17 protein-coding genes and 2 pseudogenes are annotated in these 21,820 nt (G+C 55.3%); 6 read left to right on the top strand and 13 right to left on the bottom strand.

Annotated elements, in window-relative coordinates; translation table 11 throughout:
• The first annotated feature begins 74 nt into the window (after positions 1 to 74).
• The 5 genes and pseudogenes from NW849_RS03855 to NW849_RS03875 all read left to right on the top strand — a co-directional run bounded on the left by NW849_RS03855 (position 75) and on the right by NW849_RS03875 (position 8,732).
• Complete coding sequence (locus NW849_RS03855) at positions 75 to 1,778, top strand: hypothetical protein (protein ID WP_414356014.1); 1,704 nt, start codon at positions 75 to 77, stop codon at positions 1,776 to 1,778.
• Between the two features lie 14 nt (positions 1,779 to 1,792).
• Positions 1,793 to 3,814 carry an AAA family ATPase gene (locus NW849_RS03860; RefSeq protein WP_414356015.1) on the top strand — a complete coding sequence of 674 codons (2,022 nt, stop codon included), beginning with the start codon at positions 1,793 to 1,795 and terminating at the stop codon, positions 3,812 to 3,814.
• Between the two features lie 152 nt (positions 3,815 to 3,966).
• The gene (locus NW849_RS03865) at positions 3,967 to 5,310 is read left to right on the top strand and encodes an RNA polymerase sigma factor RpoD/SigA (protein WP_414356017.1); all 1,344 of its coding nucleotides are present in this window, start codon (positions 3,967 to 3,969) and stop codon (positions 5,308 to 5,310) included.
• Between the two features lie 41 nt (positions 5,311 to 5,351).
• A pseudogene (locus NW849_RS03870) lies at positions 5,352 to 5,825 on the top strand (phospholipase D-like domain-containing protein); the annotation flags it as partial.
• 597 nt (positions 5,826 to 6,422) lie between these two features.
• Positions 6,423 to 8,732 carry a C-terminal helicase domain-containing protein gene (locus tag NW849_RS03875; RefSeq protein ID WP_414356032.1) on the top strand — a complete coding sequence of 770 codons (2,310 nt, stop codon included), beginning with the start codon at positions 6,423 to 6,425 and terminating at the stop codon, positions 8,730 to 8,732.
• An 805-nt stretch (positions 8,733 to 9,537) separates the two neighbouring features.
• Here NW849_RS03875 and NW849_RS03880 read toward each other — a convergent pair.
• From NW849_RS03880 to cas10, 13 genes and pseudogenes are all read right to left on the bottom strand, one after another.
• On the bottom strand, positions 9,538 to 9,942 hold the full coding sequence (locus NW849_RS03880; RefSeq protein ID WP_414356034.1) for a hypothetical protein: 405 nt from the start codon (positions 9,940 to 9,942) through the stop codon (positions 9,538 to 9,540).
• Between the two features lie 7 nt (positions 9,943 to 9,949).
• A pseudogene (locus NW849_RS03885) lies at positions 9,950 to 9,994 on the bottom strand (hypothetical protein); the annotation flags it as partial.
• The gene (locus NW849_RS03890) at positions 9,991 to 10,455 is read right to left on the bottom strand and encodes a putative CRISPR-associated protein (protein WP_414356019.1); all 465 of its coding nucleotides are present in this window, start codon (positions 10,453 to 10,455) and stop codon (positions 9,991 to 9,993) included. The gene NW849_RS03890 and the pseudogene NW849_RS03885, both read right to left, overlap by 4 nt.
• Positions 10,456 to 10,504: 49 nt before the next feature.
• A complete protein-coding gene (locus tag NW849_RS03895) occupies positions 10,505 to 11,218 on the bottom strand; it encodes a hypothetical protein (RefSeq protein WP_414356021.1) in 714 nt (237 codons plus the stop codon).
• Between the two features lie 10 nt (positions 11,219 to 11,228).
• Positions 11,229 to 12,215 (bottom strand): RAMP superfamily CRISPR-associated protein, encoded by a 987-nt coding sequence (locus tag NW849_RS03900; RefSeq protein WP_414356023.1) that lies wholly within the window; start codon positions 12,213 to 12,215, stop codon positions 11,229 to 11,231.
• Between the two features lie 95 nt (positions 12,216 to 12,310).
• Entirely contained in the window at positions 12,311 to 12,763 is a 453-nt protein-coding gene (locus tag NW849_RS03905) for a hypothetical protein (RefSeq protein WP_414356025.1), read from the bottom strand.
• On the bottom strand, positions 12,760 to 13,734 hold the full coding sequence (locus NW849_RS03910; protein ID WP_414356026.1) for an RAMP superfamily CRISPR-associated protein: 975 nt from the start codon (positions 13,732 to 13,734) through the stop codon (positions 12,760 to 12,762). Before NW849_RS03910 ends, NW849_RS03905 begins: the two co-directional genes overlap by 4 nt.
• A 166-nt stretch (positions 13,735 to 13,900) precedes the next feature.
• On the bottom strand, positions 13,901 to 14,752 hold the full coding sequence (gene csx7 / locus NW849_RS03915; RefSeq protein ID WP_414356028.1) for a CRISPR-associated RAMP protein Csx7: 852 nt from the start codon (positions 14,750 to 14,752) through the stop codon (positions 13,901 to 13,903).
• Positions 14,753 to 14,771: 19 nt separating this feature from the next.
• Positions 14,772 to 15,419, bottom strand: a complete 648-nt coding sequence (locus NW849_RS03920) for a hypothetical protein (protein WP_414329367.1) — start codon at positions 15,417 to 15,419, stop codon at positions 14,772 to 14,774.
• Positions 15,420 to 15,422: 3 nt separating this feature from the next.
• A complete protein-coding gene (locus tag NW849_RS03925; protein ID WP_414344023.1) occupies positions 15,423 to 15,863 on the bottom strand; it encodes a hypothetical protein in 441 nt (146 codons plus the stop codon).
• On the bottom strand, positions 15,860 to 17,092 hold the full coding sequence (csx10, locus tag NW849_RS03930; protein ID WP_414344022.1) for a CRISPR-associated RAMP protein Csx10: 1,233 nt from the start codon (positions 17,090 to 17,092) through the stop codon (positions 15,860 to 15,862). The genes NW849_RS03925 and csx10 overlap by 4 nt, the downstream gene beginning before the upstream one ends.
• Complete coding sequence (locus NW849_RS03935) at positions 17,092 to 17,814, bottom strand: RAMP superfamily CRISPR-associated protein (RefSeq protein ID WP_011432243.1); 723 nt, start codon at positions 17,812 to 17,814, stop codon at positions 17,092 to 17,094. The genes csx10 and NW849_RS03935 overlap by 1 nt, the downstream gene beginning before the upstream one ends.
• On the bottom strand, positions 17,814 to 20,129 hold the full coding sequence (cas10, locus tag NW849_RS03940; RefSeq protein ID WP_414356030.1) for a type III-B CRISPR-associated protein Cas10/Cmr2: 2,316 nt from the start codon (positions 20,127 to 20,129) through the stop codon (positions 17,814 to 17,816). The genes NW849_RS03935 and cas10 overlap by 1 nt, the downstream gene beginning before the upstream one ends.
• Before the next feature lie 415 nt (positions 20,130 to 20,544).
• On the opposite strand from cas10, the gene cas6 reads away from it, so the two are divergent.
• The gene (gene cas6, locus NW849_RS03945; RefSeq protein ID WP_011432245.1) at positions 20,545 to 21,726 is read left to right on the top strand and encodes a CRISPR-associated endoribonuclease Cas6; all 1,182 of its coding nucleotides are present in this window, start codon (positions 20,545 to 20,547) and stop codon (positions 21,724 to 21,726) included.
• Positions 21,727 to 21,820: the final 94 nt, after the last annotated feature.

Genomic DNA, 21,820 nt, shown 5'->3' on the forward strand with positions numbered 1-21,820 from the left:
CGCTCCGAAGCTTCTGTCAACTTGCCCTGAAAGACATCTATGAGAAGGTGAACTTTGATCCTAAGTGAGGAACTATGGCTACTCTGATTGCTAACATTGGCACCTCTGATCTGACAGTAAAAATTCAAGGCTTTGAGTACTACATTCCTGTGGGCTTTGACCGAGATGAACCAAACGAAGTTGCCGAGGATCTAACAGAAGACGAAAAAGTGATATGGGAAAGAAGTAGTCGAGAAGACTTTGTTGCCAATGGACTCTGTAAAGAGCTGGGTGTAGAGGTTAGAGGTCAAGGCAGGAATGCCTACAGCTTCCGCGAACTAACAGAGAAACTTCTTGCCGCCTATCAACGGGAGCCCGATTTTTGGCAGGAGCGCATTCGACCTGGAAGAATCTGGGGGGTAATCCATACCGCCATTGAGGAGTTTTCAGTTAAAAAAATCAACATTTTTGTTACCAATCAAAATCCCCCTCAGCATCAGGATACTTGCTTCTTGTTCGAGATCATTAAAAGGTGGATTGAGAGACATTTACAGCGGGAGGATATTCTCTTTCTAAAGCGAGTGATCCCTCAGAACGTCAAACCTAACCAACAGGATCTTGTCCTCAACGAGTATTATCGCTTCTTTGTTGACGAGATTGATTCAAACGAGGTGGTTCTTGTCAGTACTAAAGGTGGAACCCCTCAAATGCAGACAGCCCTTCGTCTGCAATCAATCACTGCTGACATCCCCAAGCTGCTGTTTCTGGATCCGGTTCTTTCAAAGCAGAAGGTGCTTCGAGGGGAGCCCTCGCCTTGCACTCGGACTTCATATTGGCAATACCAGCGGACACAGAAATATCGCGTTGTCATGCAACTGCTAGAACGTTTTGACTTTGCGGGAGCTTGTCAAGTTCTCAAGAGCTGGCAATCCATTCTGTCTTTTCAAATTGAGCAGGGCGTAGTAAGCAAATCCCAGCTACATTCCAGCAGGAAACTGGTTGATGATGCAATCAGAGGGTTACAAGTGGCAGACTCACTCATGAACTTAGATATCGAGGCTGCCAGAGCTTCCAAGAAAGAGATGAATCTGGATATAAGTTTGGATCTAGACACTCGAATCAATCAGGCCATTGGAAACCACAGTATTTTGCTTAACTTATATTCCCAATGCAAGATATACAAACAGAATCAGCAGATCTCCCATTTTCTTTCAAGAATGTCTTCACTTTGTGAGGAAATTCTCGATGAAGTTATCGAAAAGCTTGGCGGTCGTCAGTACCTGAAGTCAGCTACTGTGGGATCCCGAGTTGAGATTCGTGAAATTAAGCGACTGCTGCCTCAAGATCAGCTTGGCTTGCTGGACTCTTTAGATTATTTCAAAGATGGAGAATATGCAAAGATTCTCTATCGTGCGAGTAAGCTTAGTTTTTTGGCCATCCTTCTTGCCATCCGCAAGAATGTAGGGAAGAATGGAGCCTGTGAGGATAAATCCTTGTCAGATCTAAAAGAAAAAATTGATAGCCTAGAATTTTGGATCCGCAAGCGCAATGAGATGATCCATGACAGTCAGGGATTTTCTAGCAACCGCATCTCTGAATTAAATAAAGAGGCGAAACAGAAAGGAGCCTGTCCTTACGAAAATATCTTGAAAGTTTTGGCTGATATTCTTATATCTCCTCTTTTGAAGCTGCCCAATATCGATAAGCAGCGCCTTATTACAGATGATGATCTCTACCTCTATACCGACCTAAAGACCTGGGCGAGGGAGAGACTTCTTCGAGACTTGCGTTCTTCCTGAAGGAGAACAAACTGATGACTGTAAGCTCTTCCTACTACAACCACATTCTTATCGGGATTCCCGCTAGCGGCAAGTCAACACTGGCAAAAGTCTTAGCCGCAACTTGGCAAGGTTCTCAAGTTGTTAGCACCGATAATATTCGTCAAGAGTTGTACGGGGATCCCTTAATCCAGGGCAACTGGTCGGAAATTGAGGATTTGGCTCTTGCTCGGATTCACAAGGCTTATCAGCAGGGCCAAGTCATTATCTACGATGCTACCAATGCCTACCGTTCCTGGCGGCTGGATCTGCTGCAAAAGTTGCCCGGCGCAAATTGGATTGGGTGGCATCTGACCACTCCCCTAGAGGTCTGTAAGCAGAGAAATCAGCAGCGGGATCGTCAAGTGCCAGTCTCTTCGATGGAAGCAATGGCTCAGGCATTAAAGACTTTTCCGCCCATACCCGCAGAGGGATTCCTGGATGTACTGACCTTAGATTTATCTGGATCCCTGCCTACCCAAGAACAAATTCTCGAGAAAGTCAGTGGTATTCCTCGCACCTTGATTAACCGTCAGAACGCCACTCGAAAGGCGACGCTACACGGCTACTCTCGGCTGCTTGACTTTGAGCGCTTGCTCCATCTTCTGGCTATTTTGATCCATCATCCCGGCAGCACCCTGGAGGAAATCACCCACCGGATTGCCTCTGAAAAGGGATCCGTGTACGCCGATCCTGAACTGCTGTCTGAAGATCTCATCTGGCTGAAGCAGAGTGGTTTGCTCTGTCACGCCGGCGAGAACAGTGCAGGGGAGCAGCACCAGCTCTTGGTTCAACCCGAAAACCGGCAGCCTCTGACCTTTGCCACCCACGCTTATTCTGACTGGGATAGCTTCAGCCGCTTGATTTATACCATTCGCCTGATTTTGACCCAACCCTTCCACTTTGATCCCGAGCTGGGCAGCTTGGAAAGCTTGAACCGTGAGCTCCAGCAACAGGGTTGGGTGAAAGGGCAAAACAGAGATGCCATCCGTAAGGACATCGAAAAGGTCTTGAAGCCCTACCAGATTTTGCCGTCTTTTCCCATGAAGCGAGGCTACTTCACTCACTCTGGGATCTTCAGTCGCCATGAACTCAAGCAGATCTACCGGCTTTTGCAGGTGAGCACTCGCGCTCTAGAAAACCCTTGGGAGCAGGCGGTTTATGAAATGGTGGAGCAGCGTATGCGCCTCAGCCACATCGATACTTCTGAGATCTACCCCACTCGTCGGCTGGGCAATCAACCCATTGTGGATCCCGCCTTGGCTCCTTCCGGTACCTTGGCGGATCGCCGTGGCTTGCAGGTGGTCGAGGAAGCGATGGAGACGGGGGAGCTGCTAGAGGTAAAGCGTTTGCCGGGAGCCACCTTCCCCGGAGAGGCTGTGGAGAGCTTTCGCATCTGGCCCCTGCAACTGGTCTTTCATCAAATCGCGTGGTACCTGGGCTGCGAGTATCACAGCCCGAAGAGGCAGGGACTGATGCGGTTTGAGCGGATGGATCGGCTCTTTCTCAACCGGCGACATTGTGCAACGCGCTCCCGCCAAGAGCAGTTGGCTGCTCTGGAACGCCTGCACAAGCTCTACGATGTCAGTGCTGGGATCTTTTTGGGCAATGACCCGCATCTGCAGAAGCAGATCCTCAGTCGGGATCCCAATGAGCGCCGCCAAGCAGAAGTAACTCTGGAACTTTGGTTTAGCGACCGGATCTTCCCCTTCGTGAGCGAGGGCACCCGACGCTTTAAGCACCAGCGTATGTCCCCCCGTATTTCCGGATCTTCGCGGCCTAGATCTATCTTCAACTTGCCCCCCACGGGAGACAGTCGGTTTCCCCACCGGCTCAAGGTGGTCTTGCCCCTTTGGTCCCTAGAGGATGTCGACCTCAAGCGCTGGATCTTGGGCTTTGGGGGAGAGGTGTTGGTGGTCAGCCCAGAGCCCCTTCGGCAAATGATTCAGGACGCGGGGCAGGCGATCTCGGTTTTGTACAGGGATCCCTTAGCCGATCAGGAGCAAGAAAGCTCGTAAAAGAAAGTATTGGCCACTTTCTTCTCTAACGCCCAAAACATTTGTCCGGCAAAGGTTTTCCAGGTTTTAAGCAGAACTCTCCAATACTTTGTGTGGTTAGGGCTGAGCACGGGAGCCCAACTAAAGTAACAACAGGTCACCGGAGTAGGGCAGTGGTTGCTCAACTGGATGTGGAAGACATTCGAGGGATCCGATCCGTCGCCGAGGTGGCCGATCTCTTTGCATCCTTGGGGTACGCTCTGGTGGGGCAACCGTTGGATATAACGGTGCTGGAGCTGCCGGCTTATTTTGACAGACTTCGGGCTGGATATGTCCTGGCGGAATATCGGCAGGGATATTTCCGGCAGGTGGTGCTGCTGTTTGAAGTGAGGCCCGGCTCTCCAGAGTTGGGTGTGCTGATGCACAAGCTGGCCCGACGTCTGGCCCAACGCCCAGAATCCTACCTGTTGCTGGCCACAGCCGATGGTTACCACTGTCTGCACATCACCAGCAGCAGCCAAGCTGGGAAGGTCTACAGCTTCCAGGTCAACTGCCAGGATCCTTCTTACCAAGAGCGCAACTGGATCCGCAACTTGGTCTTGCAGGGTCGGTCGCTACGGGCCGCCCAACAGCACCAGCAGCAGGTAATACGTCATGCCGCAGTCCAACAAAAAGAGGCGACACAGATCAAAAGGCGGGATTTGCAGGACAGCGTAAAGTCTTACCTGCGCGAGATTGGCCGCTACCCCCTCCTGAATCGGGCAGAGGAAACGACTCTATTTCGCCAGATGGCCACCTTCCCCGGCACCGAGCAGGCGACGCGGGCACGGGAGAAGTTGATTGCGCACAACTTGCGCCTTGTGGTGTTCATTGCCAAGCGCTATCAAGAGCAGGGGCTTGATCTATTGGATCTGATCCAGCAGGGCAACTTAGGTTTGATTCGGGCCATCGAGAAGTTTGACTATACCCGTGGAACTCGTCTGTCTACCTATGCCACCTGGTGGATCCGACAGTCCATCACTCGAGCAATAGACACTCAAGCTCGTCTGATCTGGCTGCCCAGTCATGTCTGGGAAAAGATCCGGCGCCTGAAGAAAGTGGCTTGCCAGTTGTCGCAAGATTTGGGGCGGACTCCCACTGTGGCGGATCTGGCTTCGGTCTGCGACTTTTCTCCTGAAGAAATCCGACAATTACTGGATTGGAATCAGGGGATCGGCTTTCTGGATGCACCTCTATTTGGGGATGTTTTGCTGGTGGATAGCCTCGCGGATCGGTCTCGGATCCCAGAACCTAGTTGGGAGGAGATGGAGCATCAGGAAATGCTTGAGAGAGTCTTCGCCTTGCTTAAGCCAAGAGAGCAACAGGTGCTTACCCTTCGCTTTGGGTTAAACGGCCATAAACCTCATTCCCTGGCCGAGATTGGTCGGCTTTCGAACCTCAGTCGCGAGCGGGTGCGCCAGATTGAGGAAAAAGCGCTTCGGTCTCTGCGTGCTCGTTGCAGAAGTTGGCCTAAATAAGCATTAACAAATAAGCATTAAAAGGAAGGATGGTAATCCATATGTCGCTACCGACATATATTGATAATCAGAGACATAAATTAACGAATGTTATCCAGAGGCTGATCTTTCTGGAAAAGCAGACTGAGCTAGATATTGCTACCGGCTTCTTCCGTATCGAGGCTTGGATCAAACTGGAGCGAGCTTTTAATAAGCTCGCCCGTCTGCGCTTGCTGATTGGCCGGGATCCCACCATCAAACCGGCAGAGCCCCATCGAATTGATCTCCAAGATTATCTTCGCCGCGAGCTTCAGAGGCAGTTGGAAACTTCCACCTTTGAGTTGGAGTACAAGCAGTGTATCGATCGTCTGATTGCCTTTCTCAAGCAAGATCATGTGGATGTTCGGTTGTATGGGGCCATCGGGGAACGTACACCCTTTCTACATGCCAAAGCTTATCTATTTCCCAGCTACAGCATTGTGGGATCCAGCAATTTTACTGTTCCCGGTTTGGAAGGCAACACCGAGTTAAATGTATTGCTTGATAATGCCCAGGCAGCCCAGGAGATGCGCAACACCTGGTTTACAGAGTTTTGGGAGCATCCCAGTGTGGACAAAGACTATAAATCGAAACTTATTGCTGAGCTGGATCGATCCAAATTTGGCAGCCGTGCCTACACTCCTCATCAAATCTTGATGCGCTGCCTCTACACCCTGTTCCAGCCGAAGCAGGATCCAGTGGTCAAGGGGCAGGCCACAACCCTAGAATTGGCTGATTTCCAGCAGGAAGGGTTTGAACGAGCCCTAGAATTGCTGGAGCGCCATGGGGGGGTCATCGTTGCAGATGCGGTAGGCTTGGGCAAAACCTATATCGGACTGCGGCTGATCGACCATCTTCTAGCGGAGCGACGAAAACCGGGGTACCTGCCTCGGGCCTTGGTGATCAGCCCGGCTCAAGTTCGCAATCTCGTCTGGGAGCCGAAGCTGAGAGAGTTCGGTTTGGTGGCCGATTTGTTGTCTCAAGAGGAGCTAGGGCGATCTGACTTCAACAGCCGACGCTACAGCCACTGCGACATTGTCCTTGTGGACGAATCCCACAATTTCCGGAATAACTTAACCGCTCGATATGCCAACTTGCAACGCCTGATCTGTGGGGGACGCCGCAACAAATGGGTGGTGCTGCTCACGGCTACTCCCATCAACAACACAATTTTTGACCTCTATCATCAGGTGCTGCTGCTCACCCGCAACGATGATCACTACTACAGTAGCTGGGGGATCCCTAATCTATCCGCGCTGTTTAAGAAGCTGGACAAAGGTGAGGGGCAGATCACCGAGTTGTTGTTTCAGACCATGGTGCGTCGATCCCGCCTGGATGTGCTGAAACGTCAACAGGCAGGAGAGAAGATTATCATCGGTGGCCAAGAGATCCGCTTTCCGCGCAGGATTTTGAAGCAATTTACCTATAACTTCGAGAGTAGCTTCCAAGGTCTCTATAGCCGTTGGGTTGCCTACATTGAGAATCTGAACCTGGCTCCCTATAACCTGGAAAACTATGTGCGCCAGAAGAATGATAAGCTAACCGACCGTCAGTTACGCAATGAAGTGATCGGCAGCTTGATGAAAACCCTCTATCTCAAGCGGCTAGAGAGTTCAATCAAGGCTTTTGAGGTCAGCATCTGCTGGCAATCTGACTTCCAGGGACGATTTTTGGACTTGCTGCAGCAGGGTCACTTGTTAGATGGATCCAGCTATCGACGCCTGATGGCTCTGGAAGCTGAGGAGCAAGAGGATTCAGTGGAGCAGGTGCTGGTATCTCTGCCTGAGGTCAACCCTGAAGACTATGATTTGGACAAGCTGACCCAGGCAATCCAGGCCGATCAAAAAACACTGGCTCAGATTATTCAAGATCTCACCCGTATCCAGGCAAGGGTGCAGGCAGGAGAAGACTCTGATCTTAAGCTGATGGCTTTTAAACGAATGATGCTCAGCTTGGAACAGGACAAGGTGCTTGTCTTCACCTACTTTAAAGACACAGCCGAATACTTATACCAGCAGTTGCTGGAAGATAAACAATGGCTTGAGGCAATGGCTGAGAAGCGGAGCAGATATCGCAATTTCTCCTCAGGTTTGCGGGTGGGGTTATTAACCGGAAAAACCCCAAGCCGGGAACGGGAAATGCTGGTGAGAAGATTCGCGCCACGGGTCAATCGGCCATTTAGTAATCCTTCGGGTTGTGGAGAGGATTATCAGGAAGTCGGGTGTTCGCCTGAAGAGCAAATCGATCTGCTTATCTGCACCGATGTGTTGTCTGAAGGACAAAATCTTCAAGAAGCAGCAGTCCTTGTGAATTACGATCTGCATTGGAATCCGGTGCGAATGATCCAACGGGCAGGCCGCATCGATCGACTGGGATCCCCATTCGAGGAGTTGACGATCGTTAATGGCTTTCCCGAGCAAGGACTGGAACTGCTGTTGGGATTGGTGCGCAAGTTGCAACAGCGGATTGCCCTGATCGATCAGCAGGTGGGTCTGGATGCCAGTGTGCTGGGAGAGGTGATCTCGGAGCGTTCATTAGAGGAGATCCGACTCCTGAAGGAAGCTCAAACTCCCAGTGCTCAGAGTGAGATACTGCAGGCTCTGGAGAAGAAAGTTGACTTAGTCTCTATGGATGAAATGCGGTTTCCGTTGTTGGAGTTTATCCAGCAATCGGGGTTGCAAGCTGTCGAGGAGATCCCACTTGGGATCCACAGCACACGCTACCAAGCTCCGCAGGATGGACTATTTTTAGCTTTTCAAGTCAAAGATCGGCACTTCTGGCATTTCTACCCTCGAATAGAAGGTCGAATCTCTGTAAGTATCGACCATCTCCAGAGTGATTGGGGATCAATCTTTCAGCTTCTCTATTGCCGACCAGAAGATTTTCCAAAGCCCGATGATCTACCGCCTGCGCCTTTTGATGGTGAGATCTTCGAGGTGTTACAACCTGCGATCCAAAATCTGTTGAATCTGCTGAATCGAAGCCAGGGTAGCTCTTTATTGCAACCTAGTTTGCCTCAATGGTTGAGACGAATCTATCTCGTCCTCACTGAGGTAGAGGATGCTATTGAACTTGATGCGGTGACTGAAGAGGCCCGACAACGGGTTCTTGATTTGGTTATACATACTAAAAGCATTCGCACTTACGAGAGAGACTGTAAGGAATTCTGGAAAAACTATCAGAAGAATCGGGATGTTGCCAATCTAATTCACTCGTTGGATGAGTTGTTCATCGATGAGGGATTGTATAAGGGGTCCTCTTCCCGCCACCGGAGCCCGACATTTTTCACCCAAGAGGATGTGCAGCTCATCTGCTACCAGTGGTTTAGGTCAGACCCAGAGCCCCCGGCGGATCCCTACCTCCTTAGGCGAAGGCGAAAGGATCCCTACGAGGCCCTACATTGACGGTTGCTTCCTTTCGGGGCAGTGGAATTAATGAAAACTCAATGGAAAATTAATCGAGCCAAGCGAATAACTATTAAAATGAAGATTATCAAATAGCAAACAAATGTAGCGATACTCGTGGTTAAAAATAGAACTCCGCCCCATTTCCGGAGGAGAGGCTCCAGAAAGTTCGTGCATGGGAGGAGACGAATAGTCCACTTTACACTGGTATCATCGCCATCGAATTGAAATAACCAGGCCCAAAGATAGAAAAAATGAGTCGCGAGGTAGAGCGCAATATCGCTCTTTCTTGATTCAAAAACGCTAATGAATGTGATCATCAAAGCTATATGCACAAATGCCCATAAAGTAAGCAGCAAAATAAGCAGCGCTCCAAACATCATTAGAAGCCAACCGGCGACTCCAAGACGCATGAGAAACAGGGCACAGACAAAAAGGATCTCCACTCCAACTAGGAGAAGTTTGGTTGGTGTATTCAGGCTTTCATGTTCTACCATATTACTTCCTTTTTTCGCGTTGTTCGTAATATGTGTCTCAGACAAGCTTAATAACTGCAGGCGTGATGATCTAGATCTGATCTGGCACTTTTGGCAGGGGTAGTTGAAACGGATGATGGTCGAAGCGAATACGCTGTACTCGGTAATTTCCTGTTAATGGAACCGATCCTGAGCCGCAAGCAACTTCCACGCCACCCGGATCAACCGTTGTTCCGAATGCGATACCTTATTTTATGTAGGTTTGCGTAGCAAAAACCCTATACCTGATAAGTCACTTCCCTTTGGGGAAGCGGGATTCATGGAAACACTCAAAGCAGACGGCCCAGGCGTTGTCGCAATTCGCTGGCAGCCAGTTCCAGGTGTTCGGGGGTATAGCCGGTGGTCTCTACCCTGACAGCGAGGTGGGTGTCTTGGCTCTCGTGGAGATGGAGCCACAAAATGTGGCGGCCATCTTCGGTTTTGCGGTTTGAGGCTTTGACGCTGTTTTTGGGGGCAGCGTAGGCGTGTGGATCGTAGTGAACCCGATCCACCCAGGGAATGTCTCGCAGGAGTCTTTCCACTTTGGCCCAACTGCGGGGTCGGTGATGGCTGGCATCGCTTCGGATTTGGATGATCTGGGAGCGATCTCGGCCTGAATCGGGGAGATCTGGGGATCCGGGGCTGAACTTGCGGCTGTAGGTAGGGCAAGTAGACCAGGGATTTGTATTGCTCATGGATGTAGCAAACTGGGACCCCCAATTGGCTGCCCACCACGGCCATGATCATGGCTTGGGCTTTTTAAACCCGCCGGCGGCGGCAAAGGTGACGATCCCCCTGGCGCTCTCTGCCAACTGTTTCAACAGCTCGGCCATCCGCTCCAGTGAGGATCCCTCTAGCTCGTAGTTGATGCCGGGAAGGGGAACCAAAGAGACCTGCTGCTGACCCAGCTCTTGCTCAAAAAAGAGCTTCAAAATCTGGGCACACTCCAATCCGTCGGGGGTTTCTGAGTGCAGCAAAATCAAGGCATCATTCGAGGTGGGATCCAGCCGCAAGTAGGTGTTGGTTAAGGACTCCGTCCCGCTGGCGCGATCGGCGCTGATCAATTCCAGGTCTGCTTCTTTCATCCAGGCCAGAGCACGCTGGGGATCCCCAATGGTTTTTTGTCCCAGCCAGGGGCGCTGCGGCTCTAGGTTCTTGTCGGGATTGGTGAGCAAGGAAGTGCCCACCGTCATGATGATGGTCTGCATGGATGGCTGGTTAACTCAAACTTTTCGAGGGCTCTGTTCCGCTTTGTGCTCAGAGCAGCTTGGCCTTGCGGATTCTGCCATCTTCCTTTAGATCCAGAACTTCCACCTGCACCTCTTGCCCCACCGAGAGGGATCCCGCCCGTCTGGGCTCCTTCCGGGTGAGCTTGGTGTCTGTGTCCAGAATCTGGAAGGTGACTTCGTTGCCCTTGATGTTGGTGATGGTGGCCTTCAGCTTTTGCCCGGTCTGGAAGCGGGCTTTGCGGGCCTGATGCTGGGCCTGGTCTTGTTGGTGTTGATGGTTTTGTTGTTGTCTGTCGTCCTGGGATTTGTTTCCCGCCCCTTGGGGAACGGAGTCCTTGCGACCGGAGTTGTCGTTGGGTCGGGATCCCTGAGGCGGCGGAATCTCGCCAATGGGCATTCCCCCATCTTTGTAGTAGCGGGCCAGCCGGGCTGCCCAGCCCAGGATCTGCAGCATCTCTGCCGGCCTGTCTTGCAGAGGTTGCAAGTACCTTTTGCAGGTTTCGTCAATAAGCTGATAGTATCTTCTGGTTTGTTGGGTACGGCATAGGCCAGTTTCCCGCACCAGCTCGCCGGTGAATCGGAAAAAGCGGGATCCCGCGTCGGGGTGGTGGGCGACCGAGCGCAGATAGGCGATGCACTTGCTCAACTCGTTGACATCCACCCTTTCTTTGGCCAAGGTCATGGCGATGCCGTGGGCGAGATCCCAAGATTGGGGGCTGAGATCGACAGAGTCTGACAGCATAGGGGAACCCTCAATACACGCCGGGGGGCGGCTCGCGCAGAGCAGTGGGACTTAGGATGGCGGCCAGTTGTCTGAGTTGTTCGGGCAAGATGTAGCCTTGGGCAGCTTGAATTTGCTCTTGCACAAAGGCTTGGAGGCGTTCTCCTTCCAGAGTATCGGCTTCTGCAGGATCATAGCGGCTGTAGCGATCTTTTAGGTTGCCGGGCCGCTCGATCTTGTCGAGGGTGACCTGCAGGGATCCCAGGCCCACGGGCTTACCGCCCCCCACCTTCAGCAGCATGGGATGGTTGGGATCCTGCCCCAAAACCGTGAGCAAGGTGCCCAGCTCGGCAGGGGTGAGGTTTTTGAAGTGGATTTGGGTTTTGAAAACTGTGTTTTGTATCGCTTGCTGGGTGGGCGTTCCCCTTGAACTGTCCTGCAACGCGTTTCTGTGGGTGTAGTAGAACTTGCGCCCGATGACTCTGCCGTTTTCCTTCTGAAAATAAGCTTTGCACTGATCCGGGCGTGGACGGTACAGGGGGGGCAGGGATCCGCCGCCGGATCCGGCACTGGTGGCAATGGCATCCCTGAACTCCACCAATCCCTGCCAGTTCAGGGCACCGAAAACGCGGCTGGCCGGACAAAGCTGCTGCTTGTTGCGGCAGGGGTGCCGCTCCGGGGGGATCCGATTTCGGTACTGGCTCGTCATCACCGCAAGGGTGCTGTTGGTGATCGCCTCATACATGGCCCGGATGGCCCCCTTGAGGGAGCTGCCCTGGATTTTGAGCCTTCCGTTGGGAGTGGTGGTCATGGTTTTGAGCACCGGGATCCCTTTCACCCCGACATCGCTGCCCAAGGCCAAGTGGCCGGTGGAGATGTGGACGGCAGTCTGCACCGTTAGGGTGAGGAAGAGGGTGCCGTGCAACCTATCGGGATGGAACTGGGCGTGGCCGGCGGGCCGCTCCAGCGTGGGGCGCTGGGTGGGAAACGGGATCAGCTCGTAGGGTTTGGGAAACACGGTTGGTTTGCCTCCAACTCGACTGCTGTTGCCGGCAGACGATCTTGCAGATGCGGCCTGGTTGGGCAATGGGCGAGGGCCTTGGGGGGTCATGGTCACCTCGGAATCAGGGCAATAAAGTGAACGCGGGCAGTTCGCTCATCTCGGAAGTAGCGCTGGCCCACCTTGAGATCTTGGGGATGGCTGAGGGGCTTGGGAAAGCGGGTTTCTCGATTTTGGGATCCGTACAGGTCGGCTGCGTGATCCTCCCACCGCCACTCTCCCGGCAGAGGGATAAAGGAGTCCGGGGGAGCTTGGATCCCCAGATACAGCAGATCCCAGCCGTGGGGGGTGCTTTTCCAGCGCAGTTCCCCTTGTTGGGAGAAAACTTGCCCCTCTGGACAGACGGGATCCGCCGGGATCCCCACCTGAATGCCGCTGACTCGATGGGGCCAGCACAGAAAGGAGTAGATTTTTTCAGAAGTGGAAAAACAAGCCGAGAGCACTTGGGAAAGCGAGGACTCTGCCCCATCTTGAATCTTGAGGGAGGCGACGTAGGCTGGTTTCATACGGCTTTGGCCTCCGCTTGCAGGAGTTTGGCCCAACTGTTTACGGCGGTGGCGAGCAGATGTTCCACCTTGGCCTCAGACGTCTGATCCCAGGTCAGCCGCGCCCCAAATCCCAAAGGCATTGGCTCCGCTCCCACCGGCACCGCTTGGCAATCGGGTTTGGGGAAGCCGTATTTGCCTGCCTCTTCGGGGGTTAAAAATTCGCCCGCCCCCAACAGGGATCCCTGTGGCCAGGTCAGGGGGGATCCCAGCAGTCGAATCTGCTTGTTTGCCTCATCCACCAGGCAGCCCGGATAGTCCACCACCGCCCACTCGTACTCAACCCGAACGGTGCCCATGCCGCGGGACTTGGCAAAGCCGATGCCAAACCAGCCTTCATCCAGATCCCGCAACGCCAGTCCCAGCAGACCCAGTTGGGCCAGGGTAAAGTTTTTCAGGTGGATCTTGGTTTGAAAGGATCCCTCTACGCACACTTGATAGCTGAACGGCCCCACCGCCACTGAGCCGAAGACGCGGTCGATGGCCACCCCATTACGTTCCTCCAGGCGCAGAGGGGTTCCCGGCTTGGGATAGGCATCTTCGATGCGGACCCGGCTGGCGATGGCTGTGTTGCCGAACATCTGATCCGTAAAGGAAGAAAGGGCGTAAACCTGGTGGGGCTCTTCAATTTTTTCCAGCCATTGATTGGCCTTTTGGTCGAGGGGATCGCTGGCCCAGAGTTTGAAGCCTCCCCCCTCAGGACGTCTGTCGCTGCCCACCGTTCGGACGATGCGCTCCGCATGGGCGCGAATTGCCCCTTTGAGGGAGCTGCCGGGAAAATAGACCGTTCGCCCGCCGCCGTGATAGGTTTCGACGAACTCCATATCCGGCTTCGTCGGGTCAGCCCCTTCTTTGCCCGCCTTGATGAGAACAGGGCCATCGGGCTTGAGGGTGAGGCAGAGGGTGCAATGGTTAACGTAGCGTTTGTGCATAGCCTGGGATCCTTCACACCAGAACAGGAGCTTTTGGTTGAGGGGCTTGGGGCGGCAAGCAGTCTGTCCAGTTTGTCAACCGATAGGGGTGGAAAACGCTGACCGTATCGCCAACCGTTGCAGAGTCCATGAAGACCATCGGGATCCCTCCTGACATGAAATAGGGCTAGCGGCGGGGGCCGACCGATTGCCGTTGAGAGGCCGTTGTTAATTTGGCAACCAGGGCTTCCACCCAGTCTTGGCGCAAAGCGGCAGCCTGCTCCGGGCTGAGCGGCTGTCGGGATCCGGCCACCAGCTCTTGAAGGTAGGCCAGCAGCCGTCTTGGATCCCCTTCCGAGTCGAACCAATAGATTGCCGAGATCTGCAGGCGGACAACCCCCAAGCCACGGGAGCGCCCCCCTCCCAGGGGGATCTGTTCCGTTTCCAATTGGTGCAAGCCAATGGCCAAGAGGCCCAGTTCCCATTCCTCGGCATTTTCGACGACGGCATGAAACCGGAAGGGGGTTCTGGCAGGCACCACTTGCAAGTCGTACAGCTTGCCATCTGCCGCCGTTTCCGTATCCCGATCGATGGCCACGCCATCCCGCTCTTGGTACTGGCCAAACCAGGCTTCCGGCACCACGGGCAAATCTCGGATCTGCACCTTGCCGGCCAACCAAGGGGATCCAAACACCTGCGAGACCCAGTCGGTGGCCTCAATGAGCTTTTGAGTCAGAGCCGCATCGTCCCCTTTGTAGTCATTTTTAATTTGGTTGATGATCTGAAATTGCTCGCTGCTGGTCAATTCGCCGGGATCCCTGGCCAGCTCTGGGTTGATGCCCCGCAAGAAACTTTCCAGGCGAGAGCGCATCGCCCCCTTCAAACTGGAGCCGGGAATGAGCGGACGGCCCAGCGCATCCTTGAGAAACGGCAAATCCGAGCCGATGGGTTCGGTGGAGCGGCCCACCCCGATGTGCAGAGCGGTCACGGTGGTGAGGGTGCCGGTGATTTCCAAGCGGTTTTTGAAAACGTCGAACATTGTTCCCTCAAATGGCTGCTCAAGTTAAGGCTTGTACTGCAGAGGTTTGCCATTCCCGAAGCGAGACGGAGCCCTTGATAAAACTCAAGAGGATCCCTAGGATCTGAGCAATTTCTGAGATAAAGTACTCCCTGTCATCGATAAAGAGTTGGTCACCCTCGAGTTTTGCAAATCGCCAGTTGGTTCCTGAGGTTACTGCTCCATAGACACTGTCTACTTGAGAATTGGAGTTCTTGTTAAAGACCTGTGCCCCCACCATACCGGCAACGCACTGGCCCAGACCCCCGATCAAGTCTTCTTTTTTGGCCTCAACGATAATCACCACCGGATCTTGAATGTAGAGTTGGAGAGGGGATAGGCAAATGATGTAGTCGCATAGGCCCACCAACCCCCTCTCGGGATCCACGTTGAATTCCTTGCCGGAAAACAGCGAGATTTGATCCCGACATAGGTACTTCACCTCTCCCAGCACAGGGGCGATGATAAACTCGGAGCGGGCTTTTTCGCTGTTGACCGAGGTGGCCAAGCCGAGATAGCGATCTAGGGTTATTTTCAAGTAATCGGAGCACTCAGTCGGTGGAACCTCTGCAAACAGGCCATGGATGATTCTTGACCTGAGCTGAAAGGTCGAAATGGCTCTCTCAAGGGTAAAACTGCTGTAGGTCACGGTCTAGGATCCTCCTCCCTCTCGCTTGTACTTGAGGTAGCGGGCCCCATAGCCCAGGTAGCGCCGAATCAAGTCAATTTTGATCTCGTTGACTTTGGGGGATGCTCTTTCAATTCCGGCTTCCCTGGCGATGGCTATAGCCCTTTGATGAATCCAGTTGTCGATGTCTTTGATGATGGCTTCTGCCAAAGAGTCTTTGCCCCGCCCCCACTTGTCATCGCGCCCCACCTGGTAGCGCAAAAAGTTCTTGATCACCTCTGAGCTTTCGGTGGAAGCTGCCACGTGCAATAGGTTGCGATATTGGGCCTCTTCCAATCTGTTGAGACCTCTGAAGTTATCCAAGGCGGCTTGAATTCTGGCGACCAGATCATCTTCGGCCAGCCGGATTTGCCGTTGGATCTTGAGCTCTTGTTCCGATGTGATCTCGCTGGTGGCGAAGGTCATAGCGGGTTCTCCCAGAAATGATGATGGAACGGACTGCAAACTTCGATTTGGCCGAATCCTTCAGCAGTGCGTTCGCCAATCCCCCAGTATTCCATCTCCGCCAAAATCGGGATCCAACGCTCCAGTTGCGTGGTGCTCAGCAGAAAGACGCTGCCCTGCGTGGTTACCAATTCTACATCTTTGAACAGACCCCAGGCAGCGTTCCAGCCGGAGACATAGGCGTAGCTGCTGAAGGCCAGCTCCAAAGCCAGGGATCCATCTTCGCAGTTGGCCTCTTCCTGGAGCATCTGGGGGGTGAGCACGGTGGTGCGTTGCCAGCGCTCTTTGAGAATGGCCCCTGACTGCAGCCCAATGGAGAAATACTGCCGCTCCGGCGGAAGGGGCTGCCAGGGATCCCCGAACACCTGCCATTGTTGCCAGCGCTGCCGCAGCTTTTGGTTGAAGGCTTCCACCCGCTGGGCCAGGGAAGGCCGGGGAGCAGCCAGACGCCGAGCCGTGACGTTGACCCGGCCCAATCCCCGCGACACCCCTCCTCCCAAGCGCAGCAGGTGGGCGTGGGCGTTGAGGTAGCGGGTGAGGGTCTCGGCCAGCTCGGGATCCCGCAGGTAGATGTAGCCGCTGAAAAGGGAGCGCTCCAGATGCCCATTGGGGCGGGCTTTGCCCTCGTTCATCACCTCTAGGCTGTAGAGGATTTGGTCGGCAGCAGTGGCGCGGCGACGGTTGATCCCCACCCGCGTGAGCAGGCGTTTGGACACAGCAGCTCGTTCGTAGCGGGGCCCCAGGTCAGACTCCTGCTGGCTGTAGAACCCCCCGAAGGGCTCCACTCTTCCCCCGGAACCGTCCGGCTCTGTGGGATCGAACGGGATCCCCAGCCGCTGTGAGCAGAAGCGATCCAGGAGCGTGTCGAACACCCCCGTTTTGCCCGCCTCTGAGCGGAAGCCGGGATTGTTTTTCGAGCTGAAGGCCGTGGCCGGCAAGACCTTGCTGCCGGATCCCGGATAGGCGTGGGTAAACACAGCAGGCCGAGCTGCCGTAAACAGGGCGGCCAAATCTCCTTCCAGCGCCTCGGCAGGGCGATGTTGGGTTTGGCTGAGCATGAGGTCGGCCAGAGCACCGCGAATCACGCTGCCGGGAATGTAATCCTGGGCCTCGCTGATGGAGCCGCCCGGCTTTTGCCGACCGATGGCCAAGGGAGACTGAGCCGTTAGGGTGAGTTGAATGGCTTCCATCAGCTCCCTCCCTGGGCTAAGAAAGCCCAATCGGCTGCGGTGGGCTGGAGAGCCTGCAGGGATCCAGGATCCCAGTGCAGCCAGCCCAAACCTGCGGATTTGCTGCCCCCCAGCGCGATCAGGTGGTGCAGGGCCGCCAACAGGAGAGTTTTGCCCCAGGAAGGGCAATCGGGCAAAAGCTGCAGGGATCCGGAAAAAGTCAGCTCAGCCGCGGGAGAGGTCTCAATGAGGTAGAGCCGCTGATCCTCGGCGGTGCGGCGGCGGCGGTTGAGGGTGACCCCAGGGCGAAGGGTTGGTTCCAGAGCTGCTGGCGGCACCTCGCAGACGAGATCCTCCACCCACAGGCGGGCAGGCAGGGCCGGATTGCCGAATATCTGGCAGACCAGACAATGGGATCCGGCGTAGCCCTCCACCTGGTATTCGGGGCGGTGGAAATTTCCTGCGCTGCCCTCCCGCTGCGGACACATGCGCTCTGGGTCGGGAGAGCGGCAAATGGCCCAGCCCAGGCCACGGGCCAGTTTCTCGCACTCGTGGCGCAGCCGCCCCTTCAGTTGGGAGCCGGGAATGATCAGCCTGCCAAAGGCATCTTTGAGCAGGGGCTTATCCGCCAGGGAGCCGCTGGAGCCGCCGGCTCCCACCGCCAGGGCAGAGGCGAGGGTGGCCCTCAAAGGGATAGAGGTGATCGTTCGCCCCGCTTGGGGCAGCTCTGCCAGTCTCACCATCACTCCACCTCCGCCAGAACGGGCCGACCCTCGGCCTGGGGCTGTTTTTGCACAAAGGCGTACAAATCCACCAGATCCCGCCAGATGGTTTCATAGGTTGGCGTTGACGAGGATACCTGTGGCTCAACATACATCCAGGGGGGAAGGTGGCCGTCGTTGGTTTTGGCCTTGCACCAGGTGCGCTCAAAAGCCTCCATCAGCGGCTGCCCCTTTTTGCCCAGGCGGCTGCGGAAATAGAGATAGTTGAGGGTGGCGGTGCGTTTGCCTTTTTCCAAGAAGCTGCGAATCTGATAAAGCTGGGAGCGAGGAAAATTGGCCTCCTGCAGGGCTTGTACCGTTCTCAGCAACCCGTGGATTTCCGGGACGGTATAGGGGCCGGCGTAGAGCTTGAGGGTGTGGCTGTTCTGGCGGATCTCCAGAGCTTCCCGACGAAAATCCTGGATGCTGGAGGCAACCAGGGCGACCGACTTCAACGAGAGAAAGTCGATGGTGGCCACAGAGCAGTCCTTGTCTTTGGGCTTCAGCTTTTTCGCGTAGCTCTTGGCGGATTTCAACAGTTGTTCGGTGAGCTTTTCGGCGTAGTAAATGGGGGTGTCTTCCGAGGCGATCAGCACCCCCACCGAGGCGGAGAGCCGACAGAGCTTCCGATCTGCCGCCGGGTAGCGGTGAGGCACCTTGCCGGAAGATTGAGCTGCATAGGTTGCCGAGGTGTCCAGCAGGAGCTGCTCAAACTGCTCACAGAAGGTGGCGGCAATTTCCAGGGCTTTGTGGGCAGGCACCACCACCAACACATCGTCTCCGCCGATGGTCAGGATCTCGAAGGGGTGGATCCACTCGCCGTTGCGGTCTCTGCCGGTTTCCGGATCTGGGGATAGGCCGTGCAGCCGATGGGCCTGCAGGTGCTGGGCGAGGGCGTGGTAAACGGCTTTTTCCGTTGCCTCGGAAACATCCCGGCTAAATTGTCGGTAGGCTTCTGGGGTTTGGATCTGCTGCACATAGCCCCCCATGTCGTTGCCATCGGCGTAAAGGTAAGCCACAAAGCCCTGGCTGCCCAGGCTGGCGTTGGCCACTTCCCGTAGAGATTGGGCCTCGCCGATCCCCTGGACAGATCCCTGATGGGGCTGCAAATAGCGCTCCCGGTAGGGCTCGCCGGCGGGAGAGTTGAGAAAGCGGGCAAATCGCGTTACCCAGCTTTCCACAAAGCCGGGATCCCAGGTGGGGAACTTGCGGAACCACCCTTGCTTGCCTGTTTCAATGCGCTTGGCCTGGCGACCCACCAGGGCTTTGCGAGCGGTGGCTTCCGAGAGCCAGGGCTGATCGACCAGGTCGGCTTTGGCGATGGCAGGGCGACGGTCGGTGCTGTCGCGGCGCAGGTAGGGATGGGTTTCAAAAAAGGCGGGATGGGCGCGGCTGGGGCGACCGGGATCCGGATTGCCGTTGCGGCGGTGGTTGAAGCGGGCGGCCAGGTAACCCACCAACTCGTTGAAACTTTTGCGGTCTTGAAATCTGGCTTCGCTGCCATCCCCAAAATAGGCTCTCACCAGGGGATGGGTTTTGTGTTGCGCCAGCCAATCCAGCCAGGGGGTGCGTTCGATGGGATCCCGCAACAGGCCGTAGCGCAGTTCCAGCAGCCGAAAGGCGGATCCCACGGCGCAGGCGTTAGCGGTGAGGGTTTCTTCGGTGTAGCGCCGCTCGATGGCCTCACAGAGATCGTCCACATGGGCCGCCGGGCAAAAGGCCAGGAGATTGCCCCCGGTGGAGTAGATGATGAGCTCCGGGATCAGGGCTTGCGCCAAAGCCGGGTAGTGCTGCTGCAGCCAAGGCCGGATCTGCTCGGCCACATAGGCCCTCAGCTCTGCTTGAGACTCTTTCCCCAAACCTTCCCATCCCAGGTAGGTTTGCTCGGGATCCCCGAAAAAGGCGGGCAGATCCACCAGGTTAATGCGATCCAACAAAGCGGAGGCCCCGCGGATTTCCGACAGCTTGGCCGACTCGAAGACATAGCTCTTGATCTTGGTGGCCCCCCCGTAAACCAAGCCGATGCGGGTTGTCTGCTGCCACAGCTCCGGGTAGCGGGATTGCAGCTCCGCCGGGGTTCTGGGAAAGGTCTTCGCCGCCATGCTCTCCTGAAATTGGCGCACCTGAGCCAAAATGGGCCGTAGCTCTTCTGGGATCCCGGCCTCGTTGTCGGCGCGAACGGCGGCCCGCATCTGCTGCAAGGTCTCCAGGGCAAACTGGGGATCCCGCTGTTCTCCCCACGCCAGGCACCAGGCCAAGGCAACAGGAACGGGAGAGGGAGCAGAAGTAGGGGTCATGAGCAGCACCTGCGAAATGCGAAAAAGGAAGACAAGTCTTGGACAGGGCTTCCATCGGCTGCGACGGACAGATCCCTAAAGGCTGGGGGCAATTGGCCTCGATTTTTAATCCTTCGCGGAAGACCAAAGCCCTTCAAAAAAGGGTTTGCCGGTTGGGTGGGTAACCAATCGAATCAAGCCGAGAGATGCCATTGAGGTTACCGATTGTTTCAGCCATATCCGATAAACGCTCTCGCCTCATGGTTTTCAGTCCTCTAGCTTGCTAGCAGTATAGATCGAGTGCGATGGGTTGCAGACGATTTCAAGGCTTTCTTCAGATTGTGAGATTTTTTCTGCCTGTACAACGGGCAATTCGAGAGTAAACCCAATAAGAAGGGATCCCTTCTAAAATTTTCTCAATGGAAAGTTGGGTTTTGTGTTGATTGTTGCTGTGGACTGGGAATGGGCTGTGCCTATGCTGAGTTTCTCAGAGCCATCTGCTGATAGAGAAGCGAACGGCAAGTGGCCGACGGGATCCGAGTTGGTGGGGATCACCTTGGAAGTTCAGGCTCCTCGGTCTTACCTGCTGGATCCCCACTATGCCAAAGGGCTGCACGCCTGGTTCTTGAGCCAGGTGCAAGAGACAGACCCGCAGCTATCGGCCTATTTGCACGATGGAGAATCGGAGAAACCTTTTACCCTCTCCCGGCTGATGGGGCCGTTCCGCGAGCAGGGGGGGCGACCGCTGATCCCGCCTCATCTCCCCTTCCGCTGGTGGATCACCGGCCTCAACCCGCCGGTGGTGGAGTGGCTGCGAGGGTGGTGCCAACGGCTGCCCACCTGGCTGGAATTGCGGGGATCCCCGCTGCAGATCCTGGGATGGCAGATCTCGATCCCCCCGCGCACCTATCGTCAACTGTTGGAGCAGCCTCTTTCCCCCCGCTCCTGGAGCCTTTCCTTCGTCTCGCCCACCAGCTTTCGCCACCGGGGCCACCATCTGCCGCTGCCGATCCCTCGCAACCTGTTCCACAGCTATCTGCGCCGTTGGAACGATTTTTCCGGTCTGCCCATCGAGGCGGAGCCTTTTCTGGATTGGGTGGATGGGGAAGTGATCATCCAGCGGCACCGTCTGGAATCGGTGAAAACCACCGCAGGTCGCCAGGGATCCGTGACGGGATTCATCGGCTGTGTGCAGTTGGCTGTCTCCTCCCGTGCGCCTGAGCTGTTGCAGCAGCAGCTCCAAGCCCTGATCCACCTTGCCCCCTACTGCGGCACCGGCCACAAAACCCCCTTTGGGCTAGGGCAAACCCGCCTGGGTTGGTTGGCCGAAGAGCTACCCGCCTCCCCTGTCCCTTCCCGGGAAGAGCAGGTGGCCCAGCGGATCGAGGAGCTGAGCGCCCTCTTTCTCAGCCAGCGGCAACGACAAGGGGGATCCCGCGCCGAAAAAACTGCTCAACTGTGGGCGACGATCCTGGCCCGCCGCGAAGGTGGAGAGAGCTTACAACAGATCGCCGCTGATTTGGAGATGCCCTACGAGACGGTGAAGACCTATGCCAAGCTGGCCCGCCGCTCTCTCCAGTCTGGATCCCAGGACTACTCGTCGAGCAGTCTTCCCTAGATGACTTGAGGTACTTTGTTGAGCCTGATACATTCACGCTGAACTCTCCTGAACATGGTTCAGGAAAGAAGCGATCGCATCCTGCCTATCTCTG

It is taken from the genome of Synechococcus sp. R55.3 (assembly GCF_047461975.1).
GTDB lineage: Bacteria > Cyanobacteriota > Cyanobacteriia > Thermostichales > Thermostichaceae > Thermostichus.

Coding starts and splice junctions, on each gene's coding strand:
- csx10 (WP_414344022.1), bottom strand. CDS start 17,092: ATGGAAGCCATTCAACTCACCCTAACGGCTCAGTCTCCCTTGGCCATC.
- cas10 (WP_414356030.1), bottom strand. CDS start 20,129: ATGACCCCTACTTCTGCTCCCTCTCCCGTTCCTGTTGCCTTGGCCTGG.
- NW849_RS03890 (WP_414356019.1), bottom strand. CDS start 10,455: ATGCAGACCATCATCATGACGGTGGGCACTTCCTTGCTCACCAATCCC.
- NW849_RS03905 (WP_414356025.1), bottom strand. CDS start 12,763: ATGAAACCAGCCTACGTCGCCTCCCTCAAGATTCAAGATGGGGCAGAG.
- NW849_RS03935 (WP_011432243.1), bottom strand. CDS start 17,814: ATGGTGAGACTGGCAGAGCTGCCCCAAGCGGGGCGAACGATCACCTCT.
- NW849_RS03860 (WP_414356015.1), top strand. CDS start 1,793: ATGACTGTAAGCTCTTCCTACTACAACCACATTCTTATCGGGATTCCC.
- csx7 (WP_414356028.1), bottom strand. CDS start 14,752: ATGTTCGACGTTTTCAAAAACCGCTTGGAAATCACCGGCACCCTCACC.
- NW849_RS03925 (WP_414344023.1), bottom strand. CDS start 15,863: ATGACCTTCGCCACCAGCGAGATCACATCGGAACAAGAGCTCAAGATC.
- NW849_RS03895 (WP_414356021.1), bottom strand. CDS start 11,218: ATGCTGTCAGACTCTGTCGATCTCAGCCCCCAATCTTGGGATCTCGCC.
- NW849_RS03910 (WP_414356026.1), bottom strand. CDS start 13,734: ATGCACAAACGCTACGTTAACCATTGCACCCTCTGCCTCACCCTCAAG.
- NW849_RS03855 (WP_414356014.1), top strand. CDS start 75: ATGGCTACTCTGATTGCTAACATTGGCACCTCTGATCTGACAGTAAAA.
- NW849_RS03880 (WP_414356034.1), bottom strand. CDS start 9,942: ATGAGCAATACAAATCCCTGGTCTACTTGCCCTACCTACAGCCGCAAG.